This is a genomic window from Martinezella rhizogenes (assembly GCF_027460065.1).
In the GTDB taxonomy this organism is placed as follows: domain Bacteria; phylum Pseudomonadota; class Alphaproteobacteria; order Rhizobiales; family Rhizobiaceae; genus Agrobacterium; species Agrobacterium rhizogenes_C.
In genome coordinates this window covers 79,201-99,823 of the sequence record NZ_JAPYZZ010000010.1, presented here as the reverse complement: position 1 = coordinate 99,823, position 20,623 = coordinate 79,201, and the positions used below count along the sequence as shown (strand labels likewise).

The window sequence follows — 20,623 nt, the reverse complement described above, 5'->3', positions numbered from 1 at the left end:
CATTGAGGAGCATGGCGTGCGGATGATTGTCTCCTCCACCCGTAAACAGAGCATCGACGTTATCACATTTTTTGTCAATTTATTTTTCTAAGGCATTTTTTATTCGCATCAAATCTCTTGTTTTTATCATTTAAAAACAAATGTTTAATCTTATAACTCAAAAATGAATTGGCCAAATTTTCCATCAAATAAACTTGACAACTTTTCGAATATGTCATTTTCATCAGAACAAGAGGAGATCACGATGACCCCTGATGACATCGCTCACGCCATGACCGGAGCCATGCACGCCGTGTCGGAAAACCGGCAGGAAGCCTTCCTGCCGTCGCCGATGATCCAGAACCATGCAAGCTTCCTGCATCTTCTCGATGACGGGACGCTGCTCTGCGCCTGGTTCGGCGGTACGCTGGAAGGAAAGTCGGATATTTCGATCTTCGCTTCCGTGCTGATATCAGGCGCGACCAGCTGGGGAAGCCCGCAGCGTCTGAGCCACGATCCTGCCCATTCCGAACAGAACCCGGTGTTCTTCACCGCACCGGATGGCGCGTTATGGCTGTTTCACACCTCCCAGCCTTCAGGCAATCAGGATGAATGCCGCATCCGCATGGCGCGTATTCACCGCGACGCGGCGGAAGCGGAAAAACTCACATCCGAGGAAGGGCGCTTCCTTGATCTCCCCAAGGGCTGCTTCATCCGCGCGCCGCTTCGCATCCGCGATGACGGTGCCTGGCTCCTGCCGATTTTCCGCTGCATCCAGCGTCCCGGCCAGAAATGGAATGGCAGTCACGACACGGCCGCGCTTGGCATATCGACGGACAATGGTGCGAGATGGACATTGCAGGAACTACCCAACTCGACCGGCTGTGTGCATATGAGCCCCGTCGCGGTGGAAGAGGAACGCTACGCCGCCTTCTTTCGCCGTCGCCAGGCGGATTTCGTCTATCGCACGGAAAGTGCTGATGGCGGCCGCTCCTGGTCGAGACCCCAGCCGACCGACGTGCCCAACAACAATTCGTCCATTGCCGTCATCAGGCTCGCTGACGGCCGGCTGGCAATGATCTGCAATCCCGTCAATGCTGAGCAATCCAGCGACCGGCGCGCCTCACTCTATGACGAACTGGGCGAGGAAGACGACAGGCCGGATGCCGATCCGAGCGGCGGATGCGTGCCGATCTGGGGCGTGCCGCGCGCTCCGGTCTCCATCTGCCTCTCCAACGATGACGGGCTAAGCTTCCCCACACGAATACTGATCGAGGATGGACCCGGCACCTGCCTGTCAAACGATTCGACGGATGGCCGCAATCTGGAAATGTCCTATCCATGGCTTCTGGAAGCACCGGACGGTACGCTGCACGCAAGCTACACCTATCATCGCCGCGCAATCAAATATGTCCGGCTGGCGCCCGGCTGGGCCGAGGTTAAGGACGAGGGAAAAAGATGAGCAACATCATTGGCATCACCATGGGTGACCCGTGCGGCGTCGGCCCCGAGATCACCGTTCGCGCGCTTTCGGACATGTCCGCTGCGGATCGCGCCGCAACCCGGATTTACGGAAACCTGCCCACGCTGGAAGCCGCACGGGATGCGCTGGGTGTCGATATCGATCTCGCCTCCCATGTGATCGACTTGCCGGTGGAAGGCGCGCCGCTCCCATGGGGCACGCTGTCATCGGTGGCGGGCGACGCCGCCTTCCGTTTCATCGAAAAGGCTGTTCGCGATGCCGAAGCCGGCGCAATCGGCTGCATCGTCACCGCGCCGATCAACAAGGAGGCGCTTAATCTGGCAGGCCACCATTATGATGGTCACACCGGCATGCTGCGCAGCCTGACCGGCTCATCCGCCGCCTATATGCTGCTCGCTTCCGAACGACTGAAGGTAATCCATGTATCGACCCATGTTTCCCTGCAGGACGCCATCCGCCGGGCGACGACGGAGCGGGTGCTGGCGACCATTCGCGCCGGCAATTCACATCTGAAACGCATCGGTTACGAACGGCCGCGCATCGCCGTTGCCGGCATCAATCCACATTGCGGCGAAAACGGTCTGTTCGGCACCGAGGATGACGATCAGATCGCACCGGCGGTCGTTGCCGCCCGCGCCGAAGGCATCGAGGTGCAGGGGCCGATTTCCGCCGATACCGTGTTTCACCGGGCTTATTCCGGCGCTTTCGATCTCGTCGTCGCGCAATATCACGATCAGGGCCATATCCCCATCAAGCTTGTTGCCTTCGATACCGCCGTCAACGTCTCCGTCGACCTGCCGATAGACCGCACGTCCGTCGATCACGGTACTGCCTTCGATATCGCCGGCAAGGGCATCGCCAATCACGGCAACATGAATGAGGCCATCGCCTATGCGCGCAAGCTCGTGGCGGGCAAGGCACGGAAGGGATGAGCACCATGTCCAAAGCTCCCATTCTCATCCACCAGCCGCGCAGACTTGCCGTCGGTGCTGGCACGATTGCGCAGGTCGGCGCCTTCGCCGGCAAAAACGCCTCGACCCTGGTGATCGCCACGCCGCTCACCGCGAAATTTGTTGACCGGCTGCAATTGCAGGGCCCTTTCACCGTGTTCGACGCCATTCCCGGCGAGCCGAACACCGCAACACTCGACGCAGCGCTTGCTGCCGCGCGCGCGGCCAAACCCGAACTCGTCGTCGGCCTCGGCGGCGGTTCCGTCATGGATGTGGCAAAGCTTGTCGCAGCGCTGTGGAACTCCGGCCAGACGCTTGAAGATATCGCCGGGCCGAACAGGGTTGCCGGACGCGATACGCGGCTCGTGCAAATTGCCACCACCGCAGGCACCGGGTCAGAGGCGGGTATCCGCTCGCTCATCACCGATCCCGTCAAGGGCAGCAAGATCGCGGTCGAAAGCCCTCATCTGATCGCGGATTTCGCCGTTCTCGATCCGGAACTCACCTATTCCGTACCACCGGCCGTGACCGCGGCAACGGGCGTGGATGCCATGGCCCATTGCGTGGAGGCCTTCACCAATCGCAAGGCCCATCCGATGATCGACGGTTTTGCCCGCATGGGTTTTGCGCTGGTCGGCAAATATCTGGCGCGCGCCGTTCGCGATGGCGCGGATACGCAAGCGCGGGAGGGAATGATGCTCGCCTCCTATTACGGCGGCATCTGCCTCGGCCCGGTCAATACCGCTGCCGGCCACGCCATTGCCTATCCGCTCGGCACGCTTCTCAACCTGCCGCACGGGCTGGCCAATGCCGTTGTCTTTCCGCATGTGCTTGCCTTCAACCAGCCTGCCGTTTCGGAGAAGACGGCGGAAGTGGCCGGCGCGCTCGGCCTTCGCGATCATCTCTCGCAGGACGATCTTCGCAAGGCGGCGATGGATTTCTGTGCCAGTCTCGGCATTGAGATGTCACTCGCGCGGCATGGCGCGACGGAGGGCGATCTGCCCCGTTATGCCGAGGACGCGCATGCCATCCGCCGGCTGATGGATAACAACCCGGTGGATATGAGCCTTGAGGACGTGCTCGGCATCTACCGCCACGCCTTCTGAAGAGATATCCGGTGCGCGGATACACGCATCGGCCCTTAGTCCGCATGGGACGACTCGAACAAGCGGTCTCGCGAACCCGTCAGATGCTGGAGCATCAGCTGGCGGGCCGCTTCCGCATCGCCATCGGCAATCGCCTTTGCAATGGCCTCATGCTCGGCGAAAACGCGCGTCAGGCCGGACGCCTCCCGCTTTACCGACATGCCGTGAAACTTCATGCCCACCGCAATATGGTCCTTGAGTGCTTCCATGGCGGTGGAGAAATAACTGTTCCTGGCCGCCCGCGCGATCGCAAGGTGAAACTGGTAGTCGGCGTCCTCGCGGTGGGACTGGCGATTGGTGGCGTCGCGCATCAGTTCAAGCGCCTTTCTGATCGCCGCCAGTCTTTCGGTATCGTGCCGCAATGCCGCCGCAGCCGCCGCCGCCGGCTCCAGCGTCAGCCTGAATTCATAACAGTTCAGAAGGTCCGCAACATTTTCCAGCTGGCCGAAACCGAGCGGCTCGCGCAGGCCGAACGCCCGGACATAGCTGCCGGAACCCCTGCGGGAATAGATGAACCCCTGCTCCCGCAAGCGCCGCAGCGCCTCGCGCACGACCGGGCGCGAGACTTCGAATTCCATGGCGAGTTCATGTTCGGTCGGCAGCCGCTCATCCGGCTTATAGGCTCCGGATTTGATGGCCCGGTGCATTCTCTCGAAAATAATGTCCGGAAGTGCCTTGCGCGCCGTTTCTTTCATCAGCCCCATCTGGTCAGCTTTCTCCAGCGTCGTTTTCGCCAAGCATCATTTTCGCAATCCGTTTCAACGTGTCAGCTTGCCCAAAACCGCCGGACTTCGCAATGATGCATTGGTCTCCGGCCCAGCCGACACCGAGACCCGGCAGGCATTCGCCGGCTAGACGCAGCCGCGAAATGCCCATGGCCCGCAGCACCGCTTCGGCAGTCGCTCCACCCGACAGAAGCAGTCTTTTAGCCCCGGCTGTGAAATGCGGCACCACGCCTTCCGCCAGATGATCGGAAACCGCAAGCGGCGAGAGATCGTCCACCCCTTGCGTTGCCTGAACCAGGATCAGATCAGAATCACCGCTGGCTTGATGGGGCACGGCGCCATTGGGCGCCTCGATGAGCGAGACATTCCCGACGCTCCTGAGAACGTCGATCTGCCCGACCGTAATCGGATCGCGCGAGCCTATGACAAAAACACCCTTGCCGGGTGGAACCGTCGCCGCCTGCGGAGCGCAATCGGCCGCCAGGGTCTCTGCCAGCGCTTCGGCAAGCCCGCGCGCACCCACCAGAAGGTCAAGCCCGTCTGCCTGCGCGGCGACTAGTGCCTCCCGTATATCGGCCTGTGACGGCGTATCCGGTATCGCACAACGAGCGGCATGCACTCCGAGTTTCGCAGCAACCGGAATGGCTATTTGGACACCGAAACCGGAAACGGCCCCGCCGGTGACGATACGCCCAAAATCGGGAATAGCAGGGGCGACCAGTGCCTGCCGATAGGAAATCGCGTCCATTTCCGCCGCAATATGTCCCTTCAACCGGGAATCGATCTTCTTGAAAAACATCGTCCCGGCCGGAACCATTGCCATCAGGTCCAGCGTGCGGCGATGGGCTTCCTCCGTTTCGCCATCGCGGCAGCCGAGATTGACGCTAAGCACCGCGGGCGCATTCACAAGCGCTTCGCGAACACCATCAAGCCCGATCGCAACCTCGGTTGCCAGCCCGCGCCCCGCGAAGGGGGCGGCGGCATCGAGCGCACCGGTCAGATCATCGGCGAAAATCAACAGCACGGGCAGAGCCTTCAAAAAAGTTGTAATGTTTTACCTCGATAAATTTATTTATAATCAATAGATAAAAGGATGTGAATAACAAAATATCATACGCACGCAAAGACCGACCGCAGTCTCACATTGCTGTGGGGCGGACGAAAGAAGAAAAGCGGATTTGGCTGCTAGATGAACCGGAAAGGCAGGCCCGAGATGAGCGCCTTGACGAAACGCTTTTTCTGAAAGCGCCCGTTCAACGAAACGCGCGGCAGCTGCGCCGGCTTTTCGAGGCTGTGAAGGCCGAGAACACCGGCCTGCGTGGTGACAGCCACGGAAAAGCCCGCATCCGACACCGCTTTCGCTTCGCGCTCACCCACGGCCCTGACCCAGCCATAGGGATAAGAGAAGGATTGCGGCCGCTGGCCGACATAGGTTTCCACCCGGCGCGTCGATTCCTCGATCTCATGGGCGAGGCGCGCCGCATCGATCTTGCGCATATTCACATGCGTCATGGTGTGCGCGCCAAAATGCACGAGCGGATCGTCCGACAGCGCCTTAAGCTCGGCCGCATCCATGACCAGTTCGTCCACGATCGCGATGGGGTCGATGCCATGCTGCCTCGCGACGTGATCGATCCTTTCCACCGCCTCATCTTCCGCGGATTCCTGGACGAAGTTTTCCAGCCGTGCGAATGCCTCCACCTTCTGTGACGGCGTGGCACATTCCACCTGCTCCGGCCCTGCGCCAAAATCGAATTCGAACGATGTGACCTTCTTCGTCAGAGCCGCAGCGGTTTCCCACCACACACTGCGGCTCCGCTCCACAAAACCCGGCGTGATGAAAATCGTGTAGGGAATGGCGTATTTGCGGAAGATCGGCGCAGCATGTTCGGCATTGTTGCGATAGCCGTCATCAAGCGTGAAGGCGCAAAACGACCTGACGTCACTGGTGTCGGCAAGCAGAGCCGGCAGATCATGCAGATGAACGGGCACGAGACCGGATTCGAGCGCAGCCTTTATGGCCTCTTCCAGAAATTGCGGCGTGACGGACAATTGCACATTCGGCGCAAAAGCCGAAACCCCCTGCCCCGGACGCACATGGTGAAGCGTGAAGATCACGCCCCGCCCGGCAAGGGATGGAAATGCCGAGCGGACAGCCGGAAGAGAACTCACCTCCAGCCCCGCCCTTATGGCCCCATATTTCACCAAGCGTTTGACCGGCGGCAACAGGGCACTTGCCGATTGTCCTGACGCCAGACCGGGAAGGACACGTTTTTTCAGCACCCTCAAGGCCGTCAGCGGCAGATCGATCAGCCCCGGCAGAGGATCGTTCGGCGCAAAAGCGGCCCAGCTGCGAATTTTGCCGAGAGAGGCGAGATAATCGCCAAACCTCGCCTGCCCTCTTCGTGCCAATGTGAAAGCGGCAACGGTATCGCGAACAAGATAGGACCAGGACGTACCCTGCCGCGCAGTGACCGCCGGCCCGGTGGGCATGTCGTTGGCCACCCGCCACAACAGCCCGCCAAGATCGATGCCGGCGGCCGAACAGAGGCCGAACCACGACCATGGGCGTGGATTGACATCGAGAAGTTTCAGCGCCCCATCCCTGCCGTCGAGTTTGAATTCCACTTCGACTAGCCCGCTGTGGCCTGCCGATTTCAATATTTTCCCGGCCGCCTCGATCGCTTGCCGGTTATCGACGACCTCGACGCGGGTGCTGGTATAACCGAAATCGACGGGATATTGCCTTGCGCGTCGCGCGGTGAATTCGGCAACCGGCTCCCCGTTCAGCCACAGGGCCGCATAGGAAAACTGGCTTTCGCCTCCACCCGGAATGAGTTCCTGCACGACGACATTGTCAGGGCCGATCTCTCCACTGGCATCGGCGAAGGCGGTTTTCAGCCCCTCCCGGTCATCGGCGCGGATAACTTTCGCGCGGGCGATCGAGGTATTGCCGCCCCCCATATTCGGCTTGAGAATGACAGGAAACATAACATCCAGCCCGTCGATATCGGCAGCCGATGTCAGCGCGTAGGTTCGGGGGATGCTGACGTCGAGTTCCGCCGCACGTTTATAGAGTAGCGGTTTTTCACATAGCCATTGCAGGTTCGTCCACTCCGGCAGAATGATTTTGTAAAGCGCCGAAAGCTCCTCGCGATGCTGCGACACAAGCTGAACCTCACCATCGCCCGATGGCACCAGCAAGCAGCCCTTCAGGCCCGGTTTTTCAGCCATTTCACGCAGAAACGCCATCGCCCCATCATCATGCGGACCGGCCCAGCGGATTGTTTCCCGCACGAAGCGCGACCAGCCCGGCAATGGTGAATCATGTGTGAGATAATAGACGGGCACATTCAGGACGCCGAGGCTGCGGGCAAGGGCAAGCGTGCCGTGAGCGCCGCCGATAATAACAACACCTGGAATGGTCAAAGCCTGATCCCCGTCCTATTCCACATCTTGATCGCAAAAATTGATAAATAAATTGGATATTTCTAAAGTATTGGGCAGACGATTATCGAATGATGAGAAGGCCAAAGCGCCGTACTAGTTGATCTTTCAGCCGGCGCTTCGGAATCTGCTTAAAAAAGAAACGAGCTGCGGCCTCACGCTTCCTTGCGCACCGGGCGTGGCTCGCCATTCTCATCCACGGCCACCATAATGAAGACGGCCTCCGTGACCTTGTCGCGCGAATCCTGATAATGCCTGCGGGTCCAGGCCTCGATCTTGAGCGTGACGGAAGTACGGCCGATCTTTTCGATCCGCGTGTAGACACACAACGTATCGCCGATCTTGACCGGCTTCTTGAAGACGATTTCATGGACCGCCACGGTGACGGTGCGGCCGCCGGCCACATCATTGGCGCGGACGAAAGCGGCAAGGTCCATCTGCGACATGACCCAGCCGCCGAAAATATCGCCGGCCGGATTGGCATCGGCGGGCATGGCAAGGGTTCTGAGCGTAAGCTCCATATCGGCGGGCGGTTGCTGGTCCATGTCTCGAATTCCTTTCACAAACCTCCCGCTGTCGGACTTAAACAACCCCGCCCTGTCAGCCAATAGCCGATTTGTCGCGGCAGACCCTCCAAAACAGCAAGGAATAACAGAGCCATCGTAAGCTTCGGTTAACCATGATGAGGCACGATTCCAAAAAACGCGGGGGCGTGCAAATGGCGTATGACTGGAGTGGAAATAACGCGATACAGCAGCGCTACGACCGTATTGTCCTTGCGGTCGCCGGCGTCGTCGCCATCAGCCTGGCGACCGGCACCCTTGCGCTACGACCGCAGATGGAACCGACAACCACAATAAGCCTCGCCAAACAGCCACGCCTGAACTCTGAAAACTGGCATTTGCGGCTCTGATCCGCAACCACGAGCCGAGCCAAGACCCGTGGCCTCGCGACTTACTGCAACGTGCCGTCTTGTTTCGAGCTGGTTTCCTTCTGGGAGGCATGGTCAAGATGGGCCACAGCTGGAGCAAGGACTGAAAGAAAAGTCTCAGACCGGCCGATATAGATGATCGCCGCGCCTTCCATCCCGTTCAGGACCTCCGCCAACGTATCCTGCGTCTGTTTTTCCAAACCTTCCAGCAAATCGTCGATCACGACGAATTTCGGCTTCAAAAGCAGGGCATTGGCAATGCGGATGCTGGCCTGCTCATCCGAATCCAGTTTCTTGTCCCAGCGGATGTTTTCGTCGAGACGGGAGGTCATTTCCCCGAGCCCGCAGGTGGTGAGCGCAGAGTGATAATCCGCATCGGTGAAACGCTGCGGCGCACGCGGATAGGCCAGAATTTCACGCAGTGAGCCGGCCGGCAGATAGCCATGCTGGGCAATGAAAAGCGTGTCGGATTGTTCGGGCATCTCGATCCTGCCCTGCCCCCAGGGCCACAGGCCCGCCATGGCGGCAAACAGCAGCCGCCGGTTCACGCCCTGTTCGCCGTTGATCATCAGCCGTTCGCCCGGCCCGATCCCGACTTCATCCTCCCGCAGCCGGAACCCGCGTTCCAGATCCTGCCCGCCCGCATCACGGCAGATGACGACCGATTGCAGGCGGATTTTTTCATTCTCCGCGCTGCGCTGCAGGTCTATCGTGAGGCCGTGCTGCTCCACGCTGTCCATCTGGATAAGCGCGTTACGGAACACTGAAACGCGCTGCAATGTCGCCTTCCAGCTGGCGATAGGGCCGAAATTATCGATATACCAGCGCAGCGCCGTATTAACCTGGTTAAAAGCGCCGACGGCCATCATAAGCCCGCCGAAGGTGAGGTTGCCGGAAAAATAGACCGGCGCGGCAATCAGGATCGGCGCCACCACCGCCAGCCAGCCATAACCCGCCGATACCCATGTGAGGTGCGTCAACGCCATGGCAAGCCCGCGGATGACGCCGAGCACCGCATCAATATCGATGCCGATCCGCCGCCTTTCATTCTTCTCACCGCGGGCAAGCGCGATGGCGGCGAGATTTTCGCTGGCCCGCATCAGGGAAAAGCGCAGTTCCGCCTCTTTGGAATAACGCTCGGCATTCAACCCCACCAACCGGTAACCAACGAGATTACTGAGCAACGAGGCGGACCCCGCATAAAGGATCGCCGCCCAGACCATGTAGCCGGGGATCGCATAGGTATCGCCGCTGATGGTGATCGCAAAACCGGCCGAGAGCGACCAGAGGACGCCGATAAAGCTCACGAGAATAATAGTCGCATTCACGAGACCGATCGAAAGCGCCGTGCTGCTTTCGGCGAGATTGCGGACATCGTCGTGCAGGCGCTGATCCGGATTGATCGAAATCGTGCCGAAACCGGCCAGACGCGCGGCGCGACCCGGTTTCAGCCATTGATCCACCATATCCTTGGCAAGACCCTCGCGCATGTTCAGCGCCGTCATCTGGTTGAGCCATGTCTGGATGACGTTGAGGAGAAGCAGCAGCCCGGCGATGATCGCGAAAACTTCGAGCTGATGAATGAAGGCATCGAGATCACGCCGCTCGAGCGCGTTGTAAAACGGCGCATTCCATTCATTGAGCCTGATCTGCCCGTAGGCGGTGAGCAATATCACGGTGAGCAGCGCAATCGACAGCAAGATCAGCCGGGTGCGCACCGGCGATGTCCAGAAGGCACGCCCCATCATCCGCAGCTGTGCGGGAAAATCGAGATCGAAACCCGAAAGGTTCGCCGCGCTCTTGCGCTGGTCGTCGGTCACCGTTGTTGCCATTCATTCCATTCCGAAACGTCAATCGGCAAAGAAAGCGGGTCGCGATTCTGCGCCTTGCGATGCCAAGCAATAACACGCCGTTCGACCTTGTCCACAATCCCGGCGAAATCTCGGCAGCGATGAGTGAAAAGGCCGGACCATTCTTCCTGCGGCAGACATCGCGGCCTCAACCAACAATGCATTACACCCGGAAATGATCCTTGCTTTCTTTTCCTGCATTGCACAAAATCCCGATAATTTCAGAGGGGCGGACAACCGCATAAACCGGAAAAACCGGGCAAGGCAGATTAATGGCGATCAAAGCGAGCATCTATCATCTGACGCATTATAAATATGACAATCCGGTTCGCCTTGGACCACAAATCATCAGATTAAAGCCCGCCTCGCACTCCAGAACCCACGTCATCAGCCATTCGCTCAAGGTTTCACCCTCCAATCACTTCGTGAACCTTCAGCAGGATCCCTACGGCAATTACCTCGCCCGCTTCGTTTTTCCCGAGCCGGCAACGGAGTTTAAGATCGAGGTCGATCTTGTCGCCGATATGACGGTTTACAATCCATTCGACTTCTTCGTGGAGGAAGAGGCGACGAAATGGCCCTTCGATTATCCGCAGGAATTGCGCGATGATCTCTCCATCTACATGAAACCGGAGCCGACCGGCCCTCTGCTCGCCGCCTTCATATCCACCGTCGACCGGACCCCGGAGCAGCCGACGGTGGATATGGTCGTTGGCCTCAACGCTCGTCTGCAGCAGGAAATCGGTTACGTCATCCGCATGGAGCCGGGTGTCCAGACGCCAGAGGAGACGCTCGCTTCCGGCAAGGGCTCCTGCCGCGACACCAGCTGGCTGCTGGTGCAGGTGCTGCGGCATCTCGGCCTTGCCGCCCGTTTCGTGTCGGGATACCTCATTCAGCTGACCCCCGACCTCAAGGCGCTCGATGGCCCATCCGGCACCGAGGTGGATTTTACCGATCTGCACGCCTGGGCCGAGTTTTACATGCCCGGCGCCGGCTGGATCGGTCTTGACCCAACCTCCGGGCTCCTAACCGGAGAAAGCCATATTCCGCTGGCGGCAACGCCGCATTATCGCAATGCCGCACCGATTTCCGGCGGTTATTTCGGCCATGCCAATACGGAATTCGCCTTTGACATGCAGGTCCGGCGTGTTGCCGAGACACCGCGCATCACCAAACCCTTTTCGGATGAAAGCTGGGAGGACCTCAACGCGCTCGGTGAAGCGGTCGACGGAGTTCTGAACGCCCAGGACGTCCGCCTGACCATGGGCGGCGAACCGACTTTCGTTTCCATCGACGATTTCGAATCCGATGAATGGAACACCGGCGCGGTCGGGCCGACGAAACGCGAAAAGGCGGATACATTGATCCGTCGCCTGCGCGAACGCTTCGCTCCCGGCGGTTTTCTGCATTACGGACAGGGCAAATGGTATCCGGGTGAAAGCCTGCCGCGCTGGACCTTTTCGCTCTACTGGCGGAAGGACGGCCTGCCGATCTGGCAGAACCCCGCGCTGATTGCGGAGGAAGGTGCAAGTACCGGCGTCAAGGCCGAGGATGCGCAGAAGCTCCTGGGCGGTATCGCCACCCAGCTCGGCATTGAGCCGGATTTGGTGCTGCCGGCCTATGAGGACCCGGCCGAGTGGATCATCAAGGAAGGCAGCCTGCCTGATAATGTCGATCCGTCCAATTCCAGACTAAAGGACCCGGAAGAGCGTAACCGCATCGCCCGCGTCTTCGAACGCGGTTTGACGACGCCCACCGGCTACATCCTGCCGGTACAGGCCTGGAATGCGCGCGCTGCCGACAAACGCTGGATCAGCGAGAAATGGAAGACGCGGCGGGGCAAGATTTTTCTCGTACCGGGTGACAGCCCGGTCGGTTATCGCCTGCCGCTCGGCACCCTGCCCTATGTACCGCCATCGGCCTATCCCTATATTCACGAGGCAGACCCATCAATCCCAAGGGGTCCGCTTCCGGATGTCTTCAAGCCATCGGGCCGCGCCATGCCCGAAGCCTCCTTCCAAGCGAGCGAGGGCTCCGCGCAGGAGCGCATCGAGCAGACGCTCGGCGAAATCGGCGGCGCGGTGCGTACCGCACTCTCCGTCGAGCCACGCGATGGCCGGCTCTGCGTCTTCATGCCGCCGGTGGAACGCATTGAAGACTATCTCGAATTGATCGCAGCGGCCGAAGCGGCTGCCACCGAGCTTGGACTGCCCGTCCATATCGAAGGTTATGCGCCACCGCATGATGAGCGCATTAACGTCATCCGCGTCGCTCCCGATCCCGGCGTCATCGAAGTCAACATCCACCCCGCCGCGAGTTGGAAGGATTGCGTCGATATCACCACGGCAGTCTATGAGGAGGCGCGCCAGTCGCGTCTTGGCGCCGACAAATTTATGATCGACGGCCGCCATACCGGCACCGGCGGCGGCAACCATGTGGTGGTGGGTGGGGCGAGCCCCAATTACAGTCCCTTCCTGCGCCGGCCCGATCTTCTGAAAAGCCTTGTGCTGCACTGGCAGCGGCATCCGTCGCTCTCCTATCTTTTCTCCGGCCTGTTCATCGGCCCGACAAGTCAGGCGCCGCGCATCGACGAAGCCCGCCACGACAGTCTCTACGAGCTAGAAATCGCACTGGCGCAGGTGCCCGCCCCCGGTGACGGCGCTCCGCCTCTGCCATGGCTGGTCGACCGGCTGTTCCGCAATCTGCTGACGGATGTGACGGGCAATACGCACCGTGCCGAGATCTGCATCGACAAGCTGTTTTCGCCTGACGGGCCGACCGGTCGCCTCGGTCTGGTGGAATTCCGCGGTTTCGAAATGCCGCCGAATGCCCGCATGTCGCTTGCCCAGCAATTGCTGGTGCGCGCGCTTATCGCCCGCTTCTGGAAAAAGCCGGCCGCCGGCAAATTCGTGCGCTGGGGAACCGCGCTCGCGGACCGTTTCATGCTGCCGCATTTTATCTGGGCGGATTTCCTGGATGTGCTTGCCGACCTCAGGGAAAATGGCTTCGACGTGAAACCGGAATGGTTCACCGCCCAGCAGGAATTCCGTTTCCCCTTCTTCGGCGAGGTGGAATATGAGGGCGCGAAGCTGGAACTGCGCCAGGCGCTGGAGCCCTGGCATGTGATGGGCGAGCAGGGCGCCATCGGCGGCACCGTGCGTTATGTCGATTCTTCCGTCGAGCGTCTGCAGGTACGGCTGGAAACCTCCAATCCGGCCCGTTACACCGTCGCCTGCAACGGCCGTGCCGTACCGCTGACGCCGACGGAAAACCGCAGTATCGCGGTCGCCGGCGTGCGCTTCAAGGCCTGGCAGCCCGCTTCCGGCCTGCATCCCGTCCTGCCCGTCAATTCACCCTTGACCTTTGACATTTATGATACATGGTCGAGGCGATCGATCGGCGGATGCATCTACCATGTTGCTCATCCGGGCGGGCGCAATTACGAGACGTTTCCCGTCAACGGCAATGAGGCCGAGGCACGCCGCCTCGCCCGTTTCGAACCATGGGGGCACAGGGCAGGGCAATATCCGCTTCACGCGGAAACCGTGTCGCCAGAATTTCCGCTGACGCTCGATCTGCGCCGGCCTTACGGAGTGTAAATTGTCCAAAGCCCCGGCAACGGATCGCAAGACGGAAACGAGCGCGCAACCGCGCGGGCTCGAATATTCCCCGCTGCCGGGCATTGCCGACGAAATGCTGGATACCAACGGCAAGGTGAGGCCGGTCTGGAAGACCCTGCTCGACGCCCTGTCACGCATGTCGGAGCGGGAACTGCACGAGCGTTTTGCCCGCACCGACCGTTATCTGCGCGATGCTGGCGTGTTTTACCGCGACTACGGCAAGGGCAGCAGTGAAAGAAACTGGCCGATCTCCCATATTCCTGTCCTGATCGACGACCGGGAATGGACGGTTCTTTCCGAAGGGCTGAAACAGCGCGCCAATCTTCTCGAAGCCATGGTCGCCGATTTTTACGGCGAGAACCGGCTGGTGAAGGAAGGTTACGTGCCGCCGGCGCTCATTGCCTCCAATCCGGAATATCTGCGGCCAATGGTCGGCGTGAAACCGGCAAGTGGGCATTATCTGCATTTCTGTTCGTTTGAAATCGGCCGCGGACCCGACGGCAACTGGTGGGTGCTGGCCGACCGCACGCAGGCACCGTCCGGCGCGGGTTTCGCGCTTGAAAACCGGGTGGCGACCACCCGCGCGCTGTCCGATATCTACGCAGAAACCCATGTCCATCGTCTGGCCTCTTTTTTCGGTGCTTTCCGCGACGCGCTGCAGGCGCACCGGAAACATCCCGACGACCGGATCGCCGTGCTGACGCCCGGTCCCGCTAACGAGACCTATTTCGAACACGCCTATATCGCCCGTTATCTCGGTTTCATGCTGTTGGAAGGCGAGGATCTGACCGTCGTCAACGGTCGCGTCATGGTCAGAACCGTCGCCGGGCTGAAACCGATCGGCGTGCTGTGGCGGCGTCTCGACGCCTCCTATTCCGATCCGCTGGAACTCAACCAGCACTCCCATATCGGTACACCCGGCATGGTGCAGGCGCTGCGCAATGAGGCGCTCACCATCGTCAACGCACTCGGTAGCGGCATTCTCGAAACGCGGGCGCTGCTCGCCTTCATGCCACGCATCTGCCGCTACCTTCTTGGTGAAGAACTGAAGCTGCCGTCGATCGCCACCTGGTGGTGCGGACAGGAATCCGAACGCCGCCACGTTGCCGGAAATATTGAAGGCATGGTCATCGGCCCGGCCTATTCGCGGCTGCCTTTCTTTGACGATAACGGCCAATCCGTGCTCGGCTCCTCGCTGCGCGAGACGGCAAAGGAATCGATCAGCGACTGGCTTGCCTCCGACGGCCACAGGCTGGTGGGCCAGGAAGTCGTGAAGCTTTCAACCACCCCGGCCTATATCGACAACAAGCTCGTGCCGCGTCCGATGAGCCTGCGTGTCTTTGCCGCCCGTACCCAGGATGGCTGGCAGATCATGCCGGGCGGCTTTGCCCGCATCGGCAGCGGTGACGATGTCTCCGCCATCGCCATGCAATCGGGCGGCAGCGCGGCGGATGTCTGGATCGTCAGCGACAAGCCCGTGGAACGCACCACGCTTCTGCCGGCGGAAGAGAGCTTTACCCGCAACATGCCGGGTAGCCTACCGAGCCGCGCGGCGGACAATCTCTTCTGGCTCGGGCGTTATATCGAACGGTCAGAAGGCGCATTGCGCATCCTGCGCGCCTGGCACGGACGTTATGCGGAATCCGCCGATCCGCGCCAGCCGCTGCTCGCCCATGTGACGCGTTATCTCGAAGCGCTCGATGTGGAGATGAACGATGCCGTGCCGGAAAGCCTGCTCAACAACATCAACAGCGCGCTCTATTCCGCCAGCAACATTCGCGACCGCTTCTCGCCTGACGGATGGCTCGCCCTGAACGATCTTGCCAAGACCGCCCGCCGTTTCCACGCCAAGGTGGCGCCGGGTGATGACGCCACCCATGCCATGACGATCCTCTTGCGCAAGCTCGCGGGCTTTGCCGGCCTCGTCCATGAGAACATGTATCGCTTCACCGGCTGGCGTTTCCTGTCGATCGGTCGTTATCTCGAACGCGGCCTGCATATGACGCGGCTTCTCGGCCATATGACCGGGCCGGAAGCGCCTGACGGATCCTATGACATGCTGCTTGAAATCGGCGACAGTGTCATGACCCATCGCCGCCGCTACAACGTCAATACGGCGGGTCTGACCGTGACCGATCTTCTGGCGCTCGATCCGCTCAATCCCCGTTCGATCCTGTTCCAGCTGAACGAAATCCGCACCGAGGTGGAGCAGCTTCCGAATGCCTTCGTCAACGGCCAGATGTCTCCCTTCTATCGCGAGACGATGCGTCTGCATTCCGGGCTCGCCGTGATGACACCGGAAAACATGAACGGCGCGATCTATCGCCAGCTGGAAACCGACATGGAACATCTCTCCGATGTTCTCGCCCGAACCTATCTCGGATAACCCTATGCTTTACGATCTTTCTCTGCATATGGGTTACACCTACGACACGCCGGCCCACGGCGCGCGCCACATCATCCGTGTTCTACCGCTCTCCATCCCCGGCCGGCAGCGGCTTGTTGCTGGTTCCATCGATGTTTCACCCGTGCCGGAAGAACGTGTCGCTTTCGAGGATTTCTTTCACCAGTCAGCCACCTCGGTGCATCTGCGCGCCCCACATGAAAAGCTTGATATCCGCATGCAGGCCCGCGTGATGGTGGAAGCGCCGGCGCTGACGGCCGATTTTTCGCCCGAGCTTTCGCGCCTGCCGCAGGAACTAGCCGAAGTCTGGTCGCTCGATTTTCAATCACCACACCATTTCATTGGCACCAGCCCCAGAATAGGTACGGACGCGGTAATTTCGGCCTATGCCCGGGACTTGCTGAAGCCGGGAATGACCATTCGCGAAATCGCACTGGCGACGTGCAAACGCATCCATGGGGATTTCACCTATGATGGCGAGGCGACGACAGTGGATACGACACCGTCGGAAGCCTTCAAGCTGAAGCGCGGCGTGTGCCAGGATTTTTCGCATATCATGATCATGGCGCTGCGGAGCCTCGGCATTCCCGCCGGTTATGTCAGCGGCTTCCTGCGCACCATTCCCCCACCGGGCAAGGAGCGGCTGGAAGGTGCTGATGCCATGCATGCCTGGGTCCGCATCTGGTGCGGCGAGGCAACCGGCTATCTGGAGCTCGATCCTACCAATGACATCGTGGCCGGAAGCGACCATATTGTCGTCGGTTATGGCAGGGACTATTCCGATGTCGCCCCTGTCATCGGCGTCTTGAAGAGTTACGGCAACCAGCAGATAAAACAGGCCGTCGACGTCGTTCCCGTCCAATAATGACACGATGTGTATTATTGCGACCCCCGCACAAAACAATTCTTGAAAATACTTCGAAAACTGCGTCAATTTGAACGCTGTGTAAAATTGAACCGATCGCGTTAGCGGATTTTACATCGTTTGCGGGTTTCCTGCGCTCAGTAGAATATTCTAATCGGTGAGCCTCCAATGACCGTGTCCGCACCTCACAAACCCAAACGCCGTTTCCTTGCCGATACCAGCGGTAATTTCGGCATGATGACGGCCATATTGCTGCCGGTGTTGCTGGGTGTCGCCGGTGCCGGCATGGAGCTTGCGAATGTCATGCAGGTAAAAGCGGATATGCAGAATACTGCGGATTCTGCAGCACTCGCGGCCGCCACCGAAGCGCGTCTGAGAGAGGGCAAGCTCAGCGACGAACAGATCAAGGAAATTGCCAAGAACTTCATTGCGGCCCAGATGGAAAAGAATCTGACCGCGGAAGAGAAAATCGAACTGGAGAAGAATTCTCCAACCCGAGTCACGGCCACGGAAAATGCACGCGGCAAGACCTACGCCGTTGAAACCACGATCAAACACCAGATACAGTTGAATCCGATGCTCGGTTTTATCGGGGCAAAAACACTCGACCTTTCGGTAACCGGCACCGCAAAAAGCACCATCAACAAGGGCGCACCTATATCCATGTATCTCGCGCTCGACCGCTCGGGATCGATGTCCTTCAAGACGGATACGGTCGATCCGACCAAGACCTCGTGCCAGAACTATACGTCGGATAATTGGAGCAAGTATCCCAACCTGGCCAAGACATCACCCTGCTATGTCAACAAGGCCGCATCGCTCAAGACCGCCGTCGGGTTCCTCGTCGCAACGTTGAACAAGGCTGATCCGACCTATACCGCAAACGGCGGTTCAGAACTCGTTCGCACGGGTGCCTCGGTCTATACGCACGAGACCTATGCGGCTCAGTCCATCGGCTGGGGTACGAGCGGCGTTGCCAGCTATGTCGACAAACAGATCCCGGACTTTCCATCCGGCGGCACGGATGCTCGCAGCAGCCTCACCGCCGCCTATAATGCCCTTAAAAAATCCAATCCCGACGAAGCGAAATACCACAAAGACAAAGGCAGTGAATCCTTCGAGCGCTATATCGTCCTCATGACCGACGGTGAAATGACGGGAAATAGCGCCGCGTGGAATTCCAGCATCGACCAGTCCGTGCGCACCACCTGCGAGACTGCAAAGAAAGACGGCATCAAGATTTTCAGCGTCGCCTTCATGGCGCCGGACAAGGGCAAGTCGCTGCTGCAATATTGCGCTTCCAGCGCCGATAATTATTACGCGCCCGAGAATATGGAGCAGATCGTGACCGCCTTTGGTGAAATTGCCCGCAAGGCCGCCGGCAGCATAGCCACGCTCACCAATTGACGGCAAACGCCGAAACCGTCCTTTCTCCGGAGTGTGTGGCTTCGGAGCGGAGCTTGTCCTCCCTGCATGGCTGGCAGGACAAGCACGGCAGGTGACAGCGGCGGCGGCCCGTGGCATAGGAGGGCCGCTCCCATTCACAGGCCCTGTCATGATCCGTATCGAAAATATCAGCAAGTCGAACAGTCACCGCATTCTTTACATCGAAGCCTCCGCCGCGCTCAATCGTGGCGAGAAGATCGGCCTTGTCGGGCCGAACGGTTCTGGCAAGACTACGCTGTTCCGGATGATGACCGGCGAGGAACAGCCCGATGAGGGACAGGTCGTCGTCGAAAAAGGCATGACGGTCGGTTATTTCGATCAGGATGTCGGCGAAATGTCCGGCCGCTCTGCCGTCGCCGAGGTTATGGAAGGGGCAGGCCCGGTCAGCGAAGTGGCGGCAGAACTGCGGGAGCTGGAAGCCGCCATGTCCGATCCGGACCGGATGGACGAGATGGACGCCATCATCGAACGTTACGGCGAAGTGCAGGCGCGGTACGAGGAGCTTGATGGCTACGCCCTGGAAGGCCGCGCCCGCGAAGTGCTTGATGGGCTGAGCTTCAGCCAGGAAATGATGGACGGCGATGTTTCGAAACTGTCCGGCGGCTGGAAAATGCGCGTGGCGCTTGCCCGCATTCTCTTGATGCGCCCGGATGTGATGCTGCTCGACGAACCGTCGAACCATCTCGATCTTGAAAGCCTGATCTGGCTCGAAGACTTCCTGAAGAACTATGACGGCGCGCTGCTCATGACCTCGCATGACCGCGAATTCATGAACCGTATCGTCACCAAGATCATCGAGATCGATGCCGGCAACCTCACGACCTATTCCGGCGATTACGGCTTTTACGAACAGCAGCGGGCACAGAACGAAAAGCAGCAGCAGGCGCAGTTCGAGCGCCAGCAGGCCATGCTCGCCAAGGAAATCAAGTTCATCGAACGCTTCAAGGCGCGTGCCTCGCATGCCTCGCAGGTGCAGAGCCGCGTCAAGAAACTTGAAAAGATCGATCGCGTCGAGCCGCCCAAACGGCGCCAGACGGTGGCCTTCGAATTCGCGCCCGCTCCTCGCTCGGGCGAGGATGTCGTGGCGCTAAAGAAGGTCAACAAGGCCTATGGCAGCCGCACCATCTATGGCGAACTGGACTTCATGGTGCGCCGCAAGGAACGCTGGTGCATCATGGGCGTCAATGGCGCCGGAAAATCGACCTTACTGAAACTGGTGACCGGCACGACTGCGCCTGATTCCGGTAATGTTACCCTCGGCGCAAGCGTCAAGCTCGGTTATTTCGCCCAGCACGCCATGGATGTTCTTGATGGTGACAGTACCATTCTGGAATGGCTGGAGGAGCGTTTTCCGAAGGCGGGCCAGGCGCCGCTGCGCGCCCTTTCCGGCTGTTTCGGTTTCTCCGGCGACGACGTGGAAAAACGCTGCCGTGTTCTTTCCGGTGGTGAAAAAGCCCGCCTCGTCATGGCGGCCATGCTGTTCGATCCGCCCAATTTCCTCGTTCTGGACGAGCCGACGAACCATCTCGATCTCGATACCAAGGAAATGCTGATCAAGGCCCTGTCGGAATATGAAGGCACGATGTTGTTCGTTTCGCACGATCGCCATTTCCTGGCCGCGCTCTCGAACCGGGTGCTGGAACTGACGCCTGACGGTATCCATCAATATGGTGGCGGATATACCGAATATGTCGAAAGCACCGGACAGGAAGCGCCGGGCCTTCGCAGCTAAGATGCCTGCCGGACACATCGCCCTGTAACGGCAGCTTTCGTTTCGA

General features: G+C 59.7%; 14 protein-coding genes. 9 read left to right on the top strand and 5 right to left on the bottom strand.

The genetic code is table 11. The features are described from left to right. Window positions 1-244 precede the first annotated feature (244 nt). The 3 genes from O8B93_RS16675 to O8B93_RS16665 are packed head-to-tail and all read left to right on the top strand — an operon-like array spanning window position 245 to window position 3,518. Complete coding sequence (locus O8B93_RS16675; protein WP_269711034.1) at window positions 245-1,441, top strand: sialidase family protein; 1,197 nt, start codon at window positions 245-247, stop codon at window positions 1,439-1,441. Then, the gene (pdxA, locus tag O8B93_RS16670; protein WP_269711033.1) at window positions 1,438-2,394 is read left to right on the top strand and encodes a 4-hydroxythreonine-4-phosphate dehydrogenase PdxA; all 957 of its coding nucleotides are present in this window, start codon (window positions 1,438-1,440) and stop codon (window positions 2,392-2,394) included. The genes O8B93_RS16675 and pdxA overlap by 4 nt, the downstream gene beginning before the upstream one ends. After that, window positions 2,391-3,518: an iron-containing alcohol dehydrogenase gene (locus tag O8B93_RS16665; RefSeq protein ID WP_269711032.1), complete on the top strand. Its 1,128-nt coding sequence runs from the start codon at window positions 2,391-2,393 to the stop codon at window positions 3,516-3,518. The genes pdxA and O8B93_RS16665 overlap by 4 nt, the downstream gene beginning before the upstream one ends. A gap of 35 nt (window positions 3,519-3,553) precedes the next feature. Here O8B93_RS16665 and O8B93_RS16660 read toward each other — a convergent pair whose 3' ends face one another. The 4 genes from O8B93_RS16660 to O8B93_RS16645 all read right to left on the bottom strand — a co-directional run bounded on the left by O8B93_RS16660 (window position 3,554) and on the right by O8B93_RS16645 (window position 8,274). Further along, complete coding sequence (locus tag O8B93_RS16660; protein WP_269711106.1) at window positions 3,554-4,261, bottom strand: FadR/GntR family transcriptional regulator; 708 nt, start codon at window positions 4,259-4,261, stop codon at window positions 3,554-3,556. A gap of 4 nt (window positions 4,262-4,265) precedes the next feature. Further along, complete coding sequence (locus O8B93_RS16655; RefSeq protein WP_269711031.1) at window positions 4,266-5,306, bottom strand: four-carbon acid sugar kinase family protein; 1,041 nt, start codon at window positions 5,304-5,306, stop codon at window positions 4,266-4,268. Between the two features lie 161 nt (window positions 5,307-5,467). Then, a complete protein-coding gene (locus tag O8B93_RS16650) occupies window positions 5,468-7,711 on the bottom strand; it encodes a polysaccharide deacetylase family protein (RefSeq protein ID WP_269711030.1) in 2,244 nt (747 codons plus the stop codon). A gap of 173 nt (window positions 7,712-7,884) precedes the next feature. Beyond that, window positions 7,885-8,274 carry an acyl-CoA thioesterase gene (locus O8B93_RS16645; RefSeq protein ID WP_006313469.1) on the bottom strand — a complete coding sequence of 130 codons (390 nt, stop codon included), beginning with the start codon at window positions 8,272-8,274 and terminating at the stop codon, window positions 7,885-7,887. A 173-nt stretch (window positions 8,275-8,447) separates the two neighbouring features. On the opposite strand from O8B93_RS16645, the gene O8B93_RS16640 reads away from it, so the two are divergent. After that, the gene (locus O8B93_RS16640) at window positions 8,448-8,642 is read left to right on the top strand and encodes a hypothetical protein (protein WP_269711029.1); all 195 of its coding nucleotides are present in this window, start codon (window positions 8,448-8,450) and stop codon (window positions 8,640-8,642) included. A gap of 41 nt (window positions 8,643-8,683) precedes the next feature. Here O8B93_RS16640 and O8B93_RS16635 read toward each other — a convergent pair whose 3' ends face one another. Beyond that, complete coding sequence (locus tag O8B93_RS16635; RefSeq protein ID WP_269711028.1) at window positions 8,684-10,492, bottom strand: ABC transporter ATP-binding protein/permease; 1,809 nt, start codon at window positions 10,490-10,492, stop codon at window positions 8,684-8,686. A gap of 290 nt (window positions 10,493-10,782) precedes the next feature. Between O8B93_RS16635 and O8B93_RS16630 the strand changes: the two genes are divergently transcribed. The 5 genes from O8B93_RS16630 to O8B93_RS16610 all read left to right on the top strand — a co-directional run bounded on the left by O8B93_RS16630 (window position 10,783) and on the right by O8B93_RS16610 (window position 20,577). After that, window positions 10,783-14,109 carry a transglutaminase family protein gene (locus O8B93_RS16630; RefSeq protein ID WP_269711027.1) on the top strand — a complete coding sequence of 1,109 codons (3,327 nt, stop codon included), beginning with the start codon at window positions 10,783-10,785 and terminating at the stop codon, window positions 14,107-14,109. A gap of 1 nt (window position 14,110) precedes the next feature. Then, window positions 14,111-16,516 carry a circularly permuted type 2 ATP-grasp protein gene (locus O8B93_RS16625; protein ID WP_269711026.1) on the top strand — a complete coding sequence of 802 codons (2,406 nt, stop codon included), beginning with the start codon at window positions 14,111-14,113 and terminating at the stop codon, window positions 16,514-16,516. Between the two features lie 4 nt (window positions 16,517-16,520). Next, window positions 16,521-17,399: a transglutaminase family protein gene (locus tag O8B93_RS16620; protein WP_269711025.1), complete on the top strand. Its 879-nt coding sequence runs from the start codon at window positions 16,521-16,523 to the stop codon at window positions 17,397-17,399. A 168-nt stretch (window positions 17,400-17,567) separates the two neighbouring features. Next, on the top strand, window positions 17,568-18,806 hold the full coding sequence (locus tag O8B93_RS16615; protein WP_269711024.1) for a vWA domain-containing protein: 1,239 nt from the start codon (window positions 17,568-17,570) through the stop codon (window positions 18,804-18,806). 148 nt (window positions 18,807-18,954) lie between these two features. Continuing rightward, window positions 18,955-20,577 carry an ABC-F family ATP-binding cassette domain-containing protein gene (locus O8B93_RS16610; protein WP_269711023.1) on the top strand — a complete coding sequence of 541 codons (1,623 nt, stop codon included), beginning with the start codon at window positions 18,955-18,957 and terminating at the stop codon, window positions 20,575-20,577. Window positions 20,578-20,623 lie beyond the last annotated feature (46 nt).